The sequence below is a fragment of the candidate division KSB1 bacterium genome, from assembly GCA_034521575.1.
Classification (GTDB): Bacteria; Zhuqueibacterota; Zhuqueibacteria; order Residuimicrobiales; family Krinioviventaceae; genus JAXHMJ01.
In genome coordinates this window covers 1,911,074-1,925,095 of record JAXHMJ010000005.1, presented here as the reverse complement: position 1 = coordinate 1,925,095, position 14,022 = coordinate 1,911,074, and the positions used below count along the sequence as shown (strand labels likewise).

General features: G+C 53.5%; 12 protein-coding genes. All 12 read left to right on the top strand.

Going from position 1 to position 14,022, the window contains the following annotated elements; all coding sequences use genetic code 11:
• Positions 1–17 precede the first annotated feature (17 nt).
• The 12 genes from U5R06_21605 to U5R06_21550 all read left to right on the top strand — a co-directional run bounded on the left by U5R06_21605 (position 18) and on the right by U5R06_21550 (position 14,001).
• Complete coding sequence (locus U5R06_21605; protein ID MDZ7725340.1) at positions 18–554, top strand: hypothetical protein; 537 nt, start codon at positions 18–20, stop codon at positions 552–554.
• Positions 443–3,868 (top strand): glycoside hydrolase family 2 TIM barrel-domain containing protein, encoded by a 3,426-nt coding sequence (locus tag U5R06_21600; protein ID MDZ7725339.1) that lies wholly within the window; start codon positions 443–445, stop codon positions 3,866–3,868. The genes U5R06_21605 and U5R06_21600 overlap by 112 nt, the downstream gene beginning before the upstream one ends.
• 16 nt (positions 3,869–3,884) lie before the next feature.
• On the top strand, positions 3,885–4,370 hold the full coding sequence (locus tag U5R06_21595) for a hypothetical protein (protein ID MDZ7725338.1): 486 nt from the start codon (positions 3,885–3,887) through the stop codon (positions 4,368–4,370).
• Positions 4,371–4,401: 31 nt separating this feature from the next.
• The gene (locus tag U5R06_21590) at positions 4,402–4,668 is read left to right on the top strand and encodes a hypothetical protein (protein ID MDZ7725337.1); all 267 of its coding nucleotides are present in this window, start codon (positions 4,402–4,404) and stop codon (positions 4,666–4,668) included.
• Positions 4,661–5,248, top strand: coding sequence for a hypothetical protein (locus tag U5R06_21585; protein ID MDZ7725336.1), 588 nt, complete (start codon positions 4,661–4,663; stop codon positions 5,246–5,248). Before U5R06_21590 ends, U5R06_21585 begins: the two co-directional genes overlap by 8 nt.
• Complete coding sequence (locus tag U5R06_21580) at positions 5,185–5,955, top strand: sialate O-acetylesterase (GenBank protein MDZ7725335.1); 771 nt, start codon at positions 5,185–5,187, stop codon at positions 5,953–5,955. The genes U5R06_21585 and U5R06_21580 overlap by 64 nt, the downstream gene beginning before the upstream one ends.
• A gap of 11 nt (positions 5,956–5,966) precedes the next feature.
• Positions 5,967–7,112, top strand: coding sequence for a sulfatase-like hydrolase/transferase (locus U5R06_21575; GenBank protein ID MDZ7725334.1), 1,146 nt, complete (start codon positions 5,967–5,969; stop codon positions 7,110–7,112).
• Between the two features lie 120 nt (positions 7,113–7,232).
• Positions 7,233–7,946: a deoxyribose-phosphate aldolase gene (deoC, locus tag U5R06_21570; protein ID MDZ7725333.1), complete on the top strand. Its 714-nt coding sequence runs from the start codon at positions 7,233–7,235 to the stop codon at positions 7,944–7,946.
• Between the two features lie 187 nt (positions 7,947–8,133).
• Complete coding sequence (locus U5R06_21565) at positions 8,134–10,518, top strand: hypothetical protein (GenBank protein MDZ7725332.1); 2,385 nt, start codon at positions 8,134–8,136, stop codon at positions 10,516–10,518.
• A gap of 19 nt (positions 10,519–10,537) precedes the next feature.
• Positions 10,538–10,942, top strand: a complete 405-nt coding sequence (locus tag U5R06_21560; GenBank protein ID MDZ7725331.1) for a DUF4380 domain-containing protein — start codon at positions 10,538–10,540, stop codon at positions 10,940–10,942.
• Entirely contained in the window at positions 10,860–11,564 is a 705-nt protein-coding gene (locus U5R06_21555; protein ID MDZ7725330.1) for a DUF4380 domain-containing protein, read from the top strand. The genes U5R06_21560 and U5R06_21555 overlap by 83 nt, the downstream gene beginning before the upstream one ends.
• Positions 11,565–11,604: 40 nt before the next feature.
• Entirely contained in the window at positions 11,605–14,001 is a 2,397-nt protein-coding gene (locus U5R06_21550; protein ID MDZ7725329.1) for a N,N'-diacetylchitobiose phosphorylase, read from the top strand.
• Positions 14,002–14,022: the final 21 nt, after the last annotated feature.

The following is a 14,022-nucleotide window of genomic DNA, read 5'->3' as shown; positions in this document are numbered from 1 at the left end:
GTGTGAAGGACAGAAGCATGTGTCGTATAGCAGGACTATTCATGCTGATTTCGGCCGCTGTCGGGATCGGCGGAACGACTGCGGTTGACTGGCAGAATCCCGCGGTCATCAATATCAACACGGAACCGCCGCGGGCGCATTTTATTCCGTTTCAGTCAAAAGCGGCAGCCCTGAACAATGATGTATCCGCATCGGCGTTGTATAAAGATTTGAACGGCAGTTTTAAATTCAGATGGGTGTCGGATGATGCCGGCGCGCCGTCCGGGTTCTATCGAATAGATTATGATGACAGCGCATGGGACGAGATTCCGGTGCCCTCCAACTGGCAGATGCAGGGATATGGCACCCCCATTTATACCAATATAAAATATCCGTTTCCGGCCGAGCCGCCGTTCATCCGGCGCAACAATCCGGTTGCGATCCGTACCGGAAAACATTCACAGTGCCGGAAACCTGGAAGGATAAAGAACTTTTTATCCATTTTGAAGGCGTCCAGTCCGCGTTTTATTTGTGGATTAACGGACGGCAAGTCGGTTACAGTCAGGGCAGCATGACTCCGGCTGAATTCAATATCACAAAATGGATACAACCGGGTGAAAATCTGCTGGCGGCGCAGGTGTACCGCTGGTCGGACGGCAGTTACCTGGAAGATCAGGATTTCTGGCGACTGAGCGGTATTTATCGGGATGTGTACCTGACCGCTGAACCGCGGTTGCGGATTCGTGACGTGGTCATCCGGTCTCCGCTGGATGAGGAATACAAAAACGGTCTTTTGACGGTGGAGACTCATCTCGAGAATCACACCCGACGCAACGGCCGCGGCTTGAGTTTGACGTATGAACTGCGAGATCCGCAGGGGCGCAACGTGGTTATCGAGAGGGATAAGGGCATTGAGATCCCCGGAACAGGCCGGATGATGCAAAAATTTGATGCGGAAATTCAGCAACCGGGTGCCTGGAGCGCCGAATTCCCGAATTTATACACGCTGGCGCTGGAGCTGAGGGATTCAAAAGACGCTGTGCTGGAAGCTGTTTCGTTCCGCATCGGATTTCGTACAGTGGAAATCAAGCAGGGTCAGTTGTGCGTCAACGGCGTGCCGGTAGTCATGCGCGGCGTCAACCGGCATGAGATTGATCCGGAGACCGGACGGGTGGTATCGCGCGATCTCATGATTCGGGATATCAAGCTCATGAAGCAGCACAATATCAACGCGGTGCGCACTGCACATTATCCGAATCATCCCCTGTGGTATGACCTGTGCGATGAATATGGCCTGTACGTATGGGATGAGGCCAATATCGAAGGCCATCATCTGCGGGAAACCGGCGTATTAAATGACAATCCCGACTGGCAGGCGGCCATTCTGGATCGCGGCCGGTCCATGCTGCATCGGGATATCAATCATGCTTCGGTCATCGTCTGGTCTCTGGGCAATGAAACCGGCTATGGCCGCAATTTCGATATCCTGGCGGACAGCATCAGAGCGCTGGATGCGTCGCGTCCCGTACATTATGATGATTCCAAAGAGGCGACCGGTGTCAGTCAGTTTGATATCATTTCCAATATGTATGCGTCACCGGATGAAATCGTCCGGTTTCACAAGCAATTCCCGGACCGCCCGATCATTTTATGCGAATATTCGCATGCGATGGGCAACAACGGCGGAATTATGGATTACTGGAAAGTCATCCGCAAGTATCCGCGGCTGCAGGGCGGCTTTGTCTGGGACTGGGTGGATCAGGGTCTGTACAAGACCCATGAACAGGGTGAGCGATTTTTCGCTTACGGCGGAGATTTCGGGGATGAACCGAATGATGCGAACTTTTGTCTGAATGGTCTGGTGTATCCGGATCGCCGCATCACACCGGCGCTGCTTGAAGCCAAAGTCGCCTACCAGCCCGTGTGGTTCACCGCTGTGGATTTGGCCCGCGGCTTGATTGATATCCACAATGCTCATCATTTCCGGAATCTGAAAGATTTAAAGTTTTTATGGAAAGTGACCTGTGAAGGAGAGCGCATCCAGTCCGGTACACTGCCGCGCCTTGATCTTCCCGCCGGGTCATCGGCGTCTGTGAAAATTGATTTTAATTCAGCTGAACTGCCGCGCGAACGAGAGTGTTTTCTGAACGTGTATGCGCAACTCGAATCCGATCAGAGCTTGTCTGGCGGTCATGCGGTTGCCAAAGCCCAGTTTGAACTGCCCGGACGCGATCCTGGCTGGGCCATCAACCCATTGCCCGAGCTCCCCGGGATCACTGCGACGGAATCTGCAGCGCGTCTTAATGTCAGCGGCGGGAACTGGTTCATCGGATTTGACAAACGCTCGGGCACCCTGGATACCTGGCATCTGGACGGTGAGGATGTTCTGGTCAGGGGACCGGAATTGTGTGTCTGGCGGCCGCCCACCGACAATGACGCCAAAGACGCGAACGGTCTGCGCTTGTGGAAAAAACAAAATCTGGATCAACTGCAGTCCGAGCTGGTGGATCTCAAGACCGCGGTGACCCCCCAAACCGCCAAATTGATCGCCACCTTTGCCATGCTGGATACGGAGCGCACACTTTTGTTTCAGGTGATCCACCATTACACGGTGATTAACGGGGATTTGATTCTCCATACATTTGTTTATCCGCAGCCGGATGTTACGATTTTGCCCGGGCTGGGTGTGCAGATGCAGGTGCCTGAGCGCTTGAATCAGGCCGCCTGGTACGGACGCGGACCGCATGAGAATTATCCGGACCGCAAGACCAGCGCCTTTGTCGATACCTATACTCTGCCGGTGACCGACCTGTTTGAACCCTATATACTGCCGCAGGAAAACGGCAATCGGGCGGATGTGCGCTGGATGAGTTTGACCGACGGCAGCGACGGCCTTTTATTTCAGTCTGATAGCCTGATGCATTTCAGCGCATCTTTTTATGATGACCGGCAGATTGAATCGGCCTCGCATTTGTATGAACTCGAAAAAAATGACTTTATTACGGTTGACCTGGATCACAGACAATCAGGTCTGGGGACCGCAGCCTGCGGTCCCGGCGTTCGTGATGAATATCTGGTGCGGGCGAAAGATATGCAGTTTGCCGTTCGGATATCGCCGGTGCGGAATGGGAACAAGCAGACCTGGATTCGTTATGACCTGCCGGATGCGCGTCAGGATTTTCTCAGCAAACCGGTGATTGAACCGGATCAGCGATTGTTTTCCGATTCTCTGCAGGTTCGTCTGTCCGCTCATCGTCCGGGTGTCAAGATCCGTTATACCACGGACGGAAGCCTGCCGACCCTGAATTCAAAGGTCTATGCAGGGCCGTTTTCCATCGACAAATCCGCGGTGATCAACGCGGCCTGTTTTGAACACGGTTTGACGGGCCTGATTGCACAAAAACGCTATCATGCTGTCAAAGTGGATTCCGTGCATTTTGATCACGATCCGATAACATTATTCCAGACACCTGATCGCTTTGATTTATTCGACGGCCAAACCGGAGCCGCCGGAAATCTGGAACAGCATTGGCTGGCCTTTGAAACGGACATGATTGCGCATATCGAACTGACGCGCCGGATGAATCTGGCCGCCATCAAAATGCGCTTTTCCTCAGACTGGTACTGGGGGTATGTGTATCCGCGCCGTATAGTTATCGAGGCCTCGAAAACCGGTGACACGTTCAAAACGGTGTATGAAACCCGCACCGATGCGAATGAAAAGCATTTTTATTACGAGGTGCGCGAATTTTCAGCGCCGGTAAACCTCATGGATGTAAAATATTTGCGAATATCCGCTTATAACATTGAGGAACGGCCGGCCTGGTGGCAGAGCCGGCATAAAAGTCCCACATTGCTCATTGATGAAATCAAATTGATCAAACCTTAGATTGCAGGAGGAACTGATGAAACACCCGAAAATATATCTGTGTATGGCTGTCATCGTGCTTGTGCTGGCAGCAGGATGCGGTGTTAAACCGCCCACGGCTGAAAATATCCGGTTGTCGGCAATCTTTAGCGATCATATGGTGCTGCAGCGGGATATGGACATTCCGGTCTGGGGCAAGGCGGACCCGGGCGGTTACGTGCAGGTAAAGTTTGCGGATCAGCTGCGCGGCGCGGCGGTTGCGGAGGACAGCAGCTGGTCGCTCAAGCTGAAACCCGTGCGGGCAGGCGGCCCCTATTCTCTTTCGGTCATCGGCGCGGACACCACGCGATTTGAGGATGTGCTGGTGGGGGAAGTCTGGCTGTGTTCGGGCCAGTCGAATATGAACTGGAGCGTTCGCTTTTCCATGAACAGTGAACCGGAAATTAAAAATGCGGTCTATCCGACTATACGGCTGTGTACGGTAAAACAGGCGGTAGCGGACACACCCCGGTTTAGCTTTTAAAGGAGACTGGCAGCCGTGTTCACCGGAGACCGTGGCCGATTTTTCAGCGGTGGGGTTTTTTTTCGGCCGTCATCTGCATGAACATCTTGATGTACCGGTGGGACTGATTCACAGTTCCTGGGGCGGCACCCCGGCGGAAGCCTGGACAAGTAAAGAAGCGCTGGTTTCTGATTCGCTGTTGAAACCTCTTGTCACACACTGGGCAGAGAATGTGACGCAGAATTATCCCCGGCGCATGGCGGAATACCGCGAACTGGTGGAAAAGATCAAAAACAATAAAGAAACGCTGGATGTCTGACCAGACGGACACCGGCAACCGGGGCGTGAAAAAAGGATGGGCCGATCCGGAGTTCGATGACGGCGACTGGCGCACCTGCACGTTGCCGGGATTCTGGGAACAATGGGAGGATATGCGCATTGACGGCGCGGTCTGGTTCCGCAAAACCGTCAGCATTCCGGATGCCTGGGCCGGTCAGGATTTGAATCTGTCCCTGGGTCCGATTGATGATTTTGATGTGACCTGTTTCAATGGTGTTGAGGTAGGCCGGACCGGTGAGGAAACGCCGTCCTTCTGGACGCATCCGCGTAAATATAGCGTCCCGGCTGAACTTGTGCGCGCCGGTGATGCAGTCATTGCCGTGCGTGTGTTTGATCGTTTTGGCGAGGGTGGATTTGCCGGCGCGCGTTCGCAAATGCGGCTGCTTCAGCAGAAAAACGATACCGCACAAGAGATTGAACTGCACGGCGCCTGGACATACAAAGTGGAACAAGCCCTGGAATCCCGTCCCTGGTCACGGGACCGGGCAGCGGCGATTTGCCGCCGGAACCGCGCGGTCCGGGACATCCGCATACTCCCGCCGGACTCTACAATGCCATGATTCATCCGCTGGCGCCCTTTGGCATGCGCGGCGCCATCTGGTATCAGGGCGAGGCCAATGCCGGCCGCGCCCGGCAGTACCGCACCCTGCTGCCTGCGATGATCAACGACTGGCGGCGTGTGTGGGATCAAAAGACCTGTTATTTCGGTATTGTTCAGCTGGCCAATTACATGGCTGTCAGTGAGGGGCCGGAAGAAAGCGCCTGGGCGGAACTGCGCGAAGCGCAGGCCATGACCGCTGAAACACTGAAAAACACCGGACTGGCGGTCATTATCGATATCGGCGAAGCGGATGATATTCACCCGAAAAACAAACAGGATGTGGGAAAGCGCCTGGGTCTCTGGGCGCGGGCACAGGCCTATGGGCAGGACGTGCTCGGGTCCGGTCCGGTTTACACGTCCATGTCCATAGAAAACGGCCGGGCAATCATTGATTTTGCGCATACCGCGGATAGTCTGGTGAGCCGCGGCAGCAATACGCTGAAGGGGTTTAGTATCGCCGGACCGGATCGCGAATTTGTTCCGGCGCAGGCCGAGATCCGCGGCGATCAGGTTGTGGTCTGGTCCGATACAATGGATGAACCGAGAGCCGTGCGCTATGCCTGGGCCAACAATCCGGTGTGCAATCTGTACAATTCGGTCGGACTGCCGGCCGGACCGTTTCGGACCGATGACTGGCCCGGTGTAACCGATGGTGTGTTGAAATAGGAGATGACAGGATGAAACGACGAACCTTTTTGAAAACAGCAGGCGCCTCGGCGATTGCCGGCGGATTTTTCCTGAACGCGTCCTGTTCCAAAGCGCGAAAACCCAATGTAATTCTCATCAATGCGGATGATCTGGACTTTGATTTTATTGAACGCGCCTATATGGAAAACGTCGAGTTTCTCGGACTGCCCGAGGAGATGCGCACACACAATATGGAATGGGTTACAGAGGGAGCGTTAAAGTTTATCGAGCAGTCTCAGGATCAGCCGTTCTTTCTGTACATGCCGCTTCCGATCCCGCACGGTCAGTATTTTTCAGACTGGGAAATGGGCAACAAACTGGCGACGCCGGCGGGCATGCTGGATAAAGCGCCGGATGTGCAGCCGCCGCGGCAAACGATTTTTAAGCGTCTGGAGCAACACGGCATTGACAAGCGCAATGCCATGGCCACCTGGATGGATGACAGTGTGGGCGCGGTGCTGGCAAAACTGGACGAGCTGGGTCTGGCTGAACATACAATGGTCATTTTTACCAGCGATCACCAGTCGCGCGGCAAGTTTACCTGCTACGAAGGCAACCGGGTGCCGTTCCTGCTGCGCTGGCCGGGCCATGTCGAACCCGGATCCCGGATCGATCAGATCGCCGCGAGCGTTGATATCGCGCCGACCTGTATTGAACTGGCCGGCGGAACCCCGCCGGAAAATATGTCGCGGGATGGCCGCAGTTTTCTGCCGCTTTTAAAAGAACAAGCCGATGGATGGCGGGATTCGCTGCTGCTGGAATGCGCGTACATCAAGGCGGTGGTCACGCCGAAATGGAAGTATATTGCCAATCGGCCGCCGCAGGAGGTGCTGGACAAAATGCAGGCCGAAGCGCAAACAAGCGCCGAAACCGGAGAACCGCGCCGCATCGGCTGGAGCGGCATTGCCAACTGGCACCGGCAGGGCGAAGGCGTGATTTATAGCGCAGTCCGGGATTTTCCGAATTATTTTGACAAGGATCAATTGTATGATCTGGAAAATGATCCGTTCGAACAGCGGAATCTGGTTACGGACGTGGGGTATGGTGAAACCGCCTCTGAACTGAAAGAAAAACTGAGTGCATTTGTCAGAGATTTACCGCACACATTCGGAGAATTTGGCAAAGAAGCGGACTGATATATGATATTTTACAACAGCATCGGCAAAAGCTGACACAAGGAACCAGGACGCTGAATGTGTCCAAAACAGTATTCGAAAAACAGGTATAAACATATAGCTAAAAAAGGAGAGGAAAATATGCCAACTGTCAAAGAACTCGCAAAAATGATTGATCATTCGATCCTGCATCCGACCATGACGGATGAGGATTTAAAAAGAGAGTGTGAAATTGCTGTCAAATATGATACGGCGTCGGTCTGCGTTAAACCGTACGCGGTCAAACAAGCGGCTGAATATTTAAAAGGTTCGGATGTGATCAACGGCTGTGTCATCGGATTTCCGCACGGCAACAGCGCCATCGATGTCAAGGTGTTCGAAACCGAACAGGCCATCAAAGACGGCGCCGTTGAAATCGATATGGTCGTCAATATCGGCAAAGTCCTGAGCGGTGACTGGGATTATGTCAAAAAGGAAATCGGCAGTATTGTCAAGGTGACCAAAGCGAACCATGCCGTATTAAAAGTGATTTTTGAAAATGATTATATGCCGGATGATGCGCACATTATCAAACTGTGTGAGATCTGCAGCGAACTCAAAGTCGATTATGTCAAGACGTCCAGCGGATTCGGGTTTGTCAAGGGCGAGGACGGCAGATACGCCTATGAAGGCGCCACCGAACATGATCTCCGACTGATGCGCAAACATTCCGATCCCGAGGTTAAGGTCAAGGCGGCCGGCGGTGTGCGCACCCTAAATGGGCTGCTGATGGTGCGCGACTGCGGCGCGGCGCGCTGCGGCGCCACAGCGACCGTCAAGATCCTGGATGACGCCAGGCAGCGCTTTGGCGGTTAAATTCTGAACAGCATCCCTGTCGGACGGTCCTGCAAGGATGTATGGCTGTCCGGCAGGCATGTTTTTATCTGCATATTCTTTGTTTTGGATTTTATTTGATCCGCCATGATCCGAGGATTCAACAGGCCGGCGCAGGATTGCAGAAAGCAAAAAAAGATTGATGAATTGAAATGAAAAGGGATACAAAATGTCAAAATTAAAGCTTGTTCTGATATTGATGCTAAGTTGTGTGTTGACGGGACTGTACGCGTCAGGCGCCGAGACAGAGGTCAATATCAATGAGAATGAAAAAGGTGAAAACGAACTGCTGTACATGAACGCGTCGCAGTACGGAATTACCTATCCGGAAACCTTTATCCTGATGCAGAACCGCAACGGGTTGCGTGTTGAGTATTGCGTGGACCGCAGTGATCTGCAGTTGTGGATTTCACCGCAGGCCTGGACGTCTCTGGATTACCGCGACCGCAATTTTTCCAATCGCGATGACCATTGCAAGGTGTACGATCGCATCACGCTGCCGGGTTTGAATCTGGACCGGTTTGAACGCTGCGACTTTGATCCCTTTCACAGCATTCTGTATTTTAAAAACCAGACCCTGCATCTGGTGAGTTTGTTCGATGAACCGGGGCTGGTTTTGTGGTTTGAGCAGGACGGCAAGGTGGATCTGGCCAGCCACAAATCGGATTCGGCTCTGGCGCGCACTGAAAATCAGTTTGTGCTGCAGCATACGGACCGCGGGCGGGTCTTAAATTTTGCCGCCGTGATGGGGGACGGCGCCGGACAGTTTCGGCATCAGCTAACGCTGGACAAGGGCCGCAGTATTTACGCGCGCGCAGAACTGGCGGCCGGACAGCCGCTGGTGATCATGGGTGAGCTGAAAAAGGAACGGGTTGCCGAAACCGCTGCGGAGATTGCATCAACGGACATGAAAGCATTAATTCGGGTGAATGAACAAAAGGTGTCCGAAGCGCTGAAAACGGGACGCTTTCAGCTCAAAGACCGACCCGAGATGCAGAAACTGCTGGAAAAAAACCGGCGTATCGCCCTGTCCATGCAGGACGGCGGATTTATGCGCTCCACGAATCAGTATATTTATTATCTGCTCTGGTACCGGGACGGCGGTATGAACACCTCGCATATCTGCTATTCCGGCTGGGCAGATGCGGCTGCTGAACATTGTAAAATCGCGCTTTTGAATCCCAATATCAGCCGGGAAGAACCGAAAGGCAGGTTTTTCGGTCAATTGATGGCCGGTCCCATCACCAAATGGGAAGAAGACGGTCTGTTTTACGCCGTCTGGCCGGCGTTTGCGCATTGGACGCAAACCGGCGAGGACCGCTATGTCAGCGGCCAATACCTCAAAAACCTGCAACAGGGCATGGACTGGCTGGAGCGTTATTCGTTCGATGAGGATCGCGGTTTGTTTTACCGGTACTATTACTGCGAGACGCCGCTGACCGGCAGCCGCGGAGACGGGTATGACAATGCGGTGGGTCGGCCGAATGATTTCTGGCAATCCACGTACAAAGACAGTCTGATCGTCCGGTCTTATGATTTGTATATCAATATGCTCAATTACAGCAATTACATGATGTTGTCCGCCATGACCGACGCCGAGACGGCTGAAACGTATCTGCGCAAGGCCGAGGGTCTGGAAGAGAATATGCGGCATTTTTTTGACACGCCGGGTGATCTTCCTTCTTACGGCGATCTGTTGACCGACAACGGTACGATGATGGCAGCAGATCCTTACGGCATGGATCAGACCGATTACCGCTGGGCGCTGGCCATTCCGCCGCTGCATCCGAATTATCCCGAACATTATAAAAACGCCCGAAACGCCCTGCTTGCGGATATGGAGGACAATCCGAAAGGCATGTTTATCTGCGCCTATAACGCTATTTTGACCAGCATGGATACGGAATTGTATGATGAGGACCGCATCATGGCGGCTCTGGATTATCTGGTGCCGCAGAGTGTGCGTCCCGGGAAATATCTGCCCATGCCCTATACCATACCGGAACTGGTGGATCAAGAGGACGGCGATCCGTTTCACGATGTGCGGCCGCTGGTGTATTCCATCGCGCCCTGGCTGTCGGCGGTCACCCATATGGGGCTGCACCGGCTGCCGTTCGGAATTGCCGTGCGCCGCACAAAGTATCTGGACTCTTTGACGGATTATGTGTATCAGAACGGTTTGTTTGATGTGACCTACAGCGGCAGCGGACCGATCGCCGAGGTGCTGCTGAACGGTGAACCGCTGCAGCACACCCTGCAAATTCCTCTCAAACAGATTGAGAATGGAGATAATACGCTTGCCGTCAACATGCGGGAACGCAGTGAATTGAAAAATTGTCTGGTCTCTTCCACGGTCGAACTCGAGTCTGTAGACGCAAGGTCGGATATTTCCTATACCATACGCGCAAGAGGACAAAATGTGCTTAGATTCAAGCATCTGGACCGGGGTGTGCGTATTACGGATGCCCGGGGAAACAAAGTCAAGTATAGCATTCAGAGGCTGGATAATCTGACAATTGTAGATTTTGACGGACGTGGGATTTATACGCAGTAACCTTGAACTAGTGGAGTTGATGATGAAATATTTAATACTCTTTACAGCAATGGTTTTGTTTTTGTCCGGATGCACTGACCCGGATCAACGACCTGAAGCAACTATGCTGATTACATTGAGAACGGAACATGTTGAGGTGGGTGTACTGCCGCAGGTAGGCGGCCGGGTGGTGTCGCTGCACAAACCGGGCATGGACAATATTCTGAAAGCGGTTCCTGAACTCTGGGAACAGAAACCTGCCGAGACGCCGAAAGCCACACGGCTGCATGAAATGACCCCGTATTACGGGCATATCGTGTGGGTCGGGCCGCAGAGCGGATGGTGGCTGCAGCAGGACGTGAATGACACACTGCTGCAGCGCAAAGCCAACTGGCCCGGATCCGTTTCTAACCCATGCAGAGTTTGCGGTACTAAAACAGCGTGAGGATTATCTCAAGATGGCCGGTCCGCCGAGTCCGGTCAGCGGCATCCGGCTGACCAAAGAGATCAGTCTGGCGGATTCACAGGTGACGTTCATTGTCAGCGCTGAAAACATCCGCGACACATCCGTGCAGTGGGATCTCTGGATGAACACGCGTCTGGACGGATACGCCTCGTTTTACGTGCCCGCTGATTCTGAACATCTGGACTGGGTCAGTATGAAAGCGGACGAGCATCGGGATGTGATGCCCTATTCGATTCAGGACGGCTATTTTACATTCCACACATCGGCGCCGTCGGAAGGCAAACAACAGCGCGTGCAAAAAGCGTTTTTAACGCCGCGCGAGCCTTTTATTGCCGCATTTGATAAAGGCCAGATGCTGTTGATAGAGTTCGAGCCGGTACCCGTGCACCGGATGCATCCGGAGCATCGGCTGGTGGAAATCTACAATCAGGTGCGCGCTGATGAGCAAAACCTGCTGGAACTGGAAGTGCACGGCGCCTTTCAGGCACTGCAGCCCGGTGAACGCATGTCCTTGCAGGAAACCTGGACCGTGAGCCGCGCCAAAGCGGCACAAAGCAGAGCGCAACAACTAAACAGGATACAGACTGCGATGGGGAACTGAGATCGCAATCGGGACAGAAACAGATCGAGAGAGGGATGCTATGAGATACGGTTTTTTTGATGACGAGAACAAGGAATATGTAATCACCAATCCGCAGACCCCGGAGCCCTGGAGCAATTATCTGGGCTCTGTGGAGTACGGCGCGATTGTGACCAACAATGCGGGAGGCTATAGTTTCTACCGGTCCGGCGGCAAGGGTCGGTTTATTCGGATGCATTTTAATACCATTTTAAAGGACCAGCCCGGAAAGTTTTTATATTTCCGCGACCGGGATGCGGGTGACATCTGGTCCGCTTCCTGGCAGCCGGTTGGGGTTCCTCTCGAGGATTATACCACTGAATGCCGGCACGGAACGGCGTATACATCCATCAAATCAAATTATAAACACATCGAATCCAAGGTGACGTTTTTTGTGCCGTTGAATCAGCATTATGAAGTGTGGCGGGTGTCGTTGACGAACCGGGATTCCGTCAGACGAAAATTGAGCGCCTTTACCTATGTCGAATATTCCGGCAGCTGGTCGGCTCTGGACGATTTGCTGAATATCCAGTATACGCAATACACCACCATCATGGCGGTCAAAGACGGGATCATTGATCACGGCACCAATGTGAATATTCCGCCTATGCCGGACAATTTTGATGAAAAAGACCAGGGCCGGCACACGTTCATGGCTCTGGCCGGCGCCCCGGTGACGAACTGGGATACGGACCGGGAACGCTTTGTGGGAAAATACAGAACCTATAAAAATCCGATTGCGGTGGAATCCGGCACGTGCAGCGGATCACTGGCTTATGGGGATAACGCCTGCGGCAGTCTGCAGACGGATATTGATCTGGAACCGGGCGAGAGCAAAGACTTTTTGGTGCTTGTCGGCGTCGGCCGCGCGGATGCGGAAGGCCAACAGATTCGCGGCAAATATCAGGACATCAAAAAGGCGGATCAGGAGCTAAATGAGCTGAAACAGGCCTGGCATCATCATCTGGCCCGGTTCACCGTGCAAACCCCGGATCAGCAACTGAACAGCACGGTCAATGTGTGGGGAATGTACAACAATCTGATCACCTACTCCTGGTCGCGGGCCGTCAGTCTGGTGTACACCGGTGTGGATCGGGACGGACTGGGGTACCGGGATACGGTTCAGGATTTTATCGGCGTGGTTCACAGCATTCCGGAACAGGTGGGAGAACGTTTAAAACTCATGATCACCGGTCAGCTGTCCAACGGCGCGGCGCTGCCGGTGGTGTATCCGACCCGGCACAAACCGGGACAGGAAGCGGCGCCGCATGATGATGAATACCGTTCCGATGATAGCATGTGGCTGTTTTATGCCATTCCGGATTACGTCAAGGAAACCGGCGATATGGACTTTTACAACAAAGTGTTGCCGTATGCGGATCGAGGTGAGGATACAGTGTTTCGGCATATGAAACGCGCCATCGAGTTTACCCTTGAACATTCGGGTGAACATGGGTTGCCGCTGGGATTAAAAGCGGACTGGAACGATTGTGTGCGGTTCGGCAAGACCGGCGAGAGCGCGTTTGTGGCCATGCAATTGCGGCTGGCGCTGAGTGTGTACGTGGATGTGGCGGAGCGGCTGGGTGAAGCATCGGAAGTCGAGTGGGGACAAACGCGCCTTGAAAAGCTGGATGACGCCATTCAGAAACACGTATGGGACGGCGAATGGTTTCTGCGCGGCTACGGTGAAAATCATGCACGCTATGGCGGTCATGAGAACAAAGAAGGCAGTCTGTTTTTAAATCCCCAGGTCTGGGCGGTGATGGGAGGCGCCGCATCACCGGAACAGGCGGAATCGGCTATGAATGCGGTGCATGAACGCCTGGCAACCCGTTACGGACTGATGATCTGTGATCCGCCGTTTACCCGTGAAGATCATACCATTATGCGCGCGCAGCTGATGAATCCCGGCAACAAGGAAAACGGCGGTATCTTTATCCATACTCAGGGATGGGCGGTCATAGCGGAAACCCTTTTGGGGCATGGAGACCGGGCGTATGAATATTTGCGGGATTATCTGCCGGCCGCTTATAATGATCACGCGGATGTGCGCGAGGTGGAGCCTTATGTGGTGTGTCAGTCCACGCATTCCAGACACAGTCCCAAAGAAGGCACGTCCAGATTGCCCTGGCTGAGCGGAAGCGCGGCCTGGACCTATTATGCCCTCACCCGTTATATTCTGGGTGTTCGTCCCGATTATGACGCACTGGTCATTGATCCCTGTATTCCTTGCAAATGGGACGCGTTTACCGTGACGCGTGAATTTCGCGGCTGTTCCTTTCATATCAGCGTGGACAATTCCGCACGTGTGCAGCGGGGCGTCAAATCCCTGATCGTAAACGGCAAAGCGCTGGACGGCACCCGTATACCGGCTGCCGAATTTGAATCGGAAAATAAAGTCGAGGTCATTCTCGGATAAGCGCGGTCAACTATGAATGAA

Excerpts from the sequence above, each read along its gene's own strand:
- U5R06_21605 (MDZ7725340.1), top strand. The coding sequence starts at position 18 with ATGTGTCGTATAGCAGGACTATTCATGCTGATTTCGGCCGCTGTCGGG.
- U5R06_21595 (MDZ7725338.1), top strand. The coding sequence starts at position 3,885 with ATGAAACACCCGAAAATATATCTGTGTATGGCTGTCATCGTGCTTGTG.
- U5R06_21585 (MDZ7725336.1), top strand. The coding sequence starts at position 4,661 with ATGTCTGACCAGACGGACACCGGCAACCGGGGCGTGAAAAAAGGATGG.
- U5R06_21575 (MDZ7725334.1), top strand. The coding sequence starts at position 5,967 with ATGAAACGACGAACCTTTTTGAAAACAGCAGGCGCCTCGGCGATTGCC.
- deoC (MDZ7725333.1), top strand. The coding sequence starts at position 7,233 with ATGCCAACTGTCAAAGAACTCGCAAAAATGATTGATCATTCGATCCTG.
- U5R06_21565 (MDZ7725332.1), top strand. The coding sequence starts at position 8,134 with ATGTCAAAATTAAAGCTTGTTCTGATATTGATGCTAAGTTGTGTGTTG.
- U5R06_21560 (MDZ7725331.1), top strand. The coding sequence starts at position 10,538 with ATGATGAAATATTTAATACTCTTTACAGCAATGGTTTTGTTTTTGTCC.
- U5R06_21555 (MDZ7725330.1), top strand. The coding sequence starts at position 10,860 with ATGACACACTGCTGCAGCGCAAAGCCAACTGGCCCGGATCCGTTTCTA.
- U5R06_21550 (MDZ7725329.1), top strand. The coding sequence starts at position 11,605 with ATGAGATACGGTTTTTTTGATGACGAGAACAAGGAATATGTAATCACC.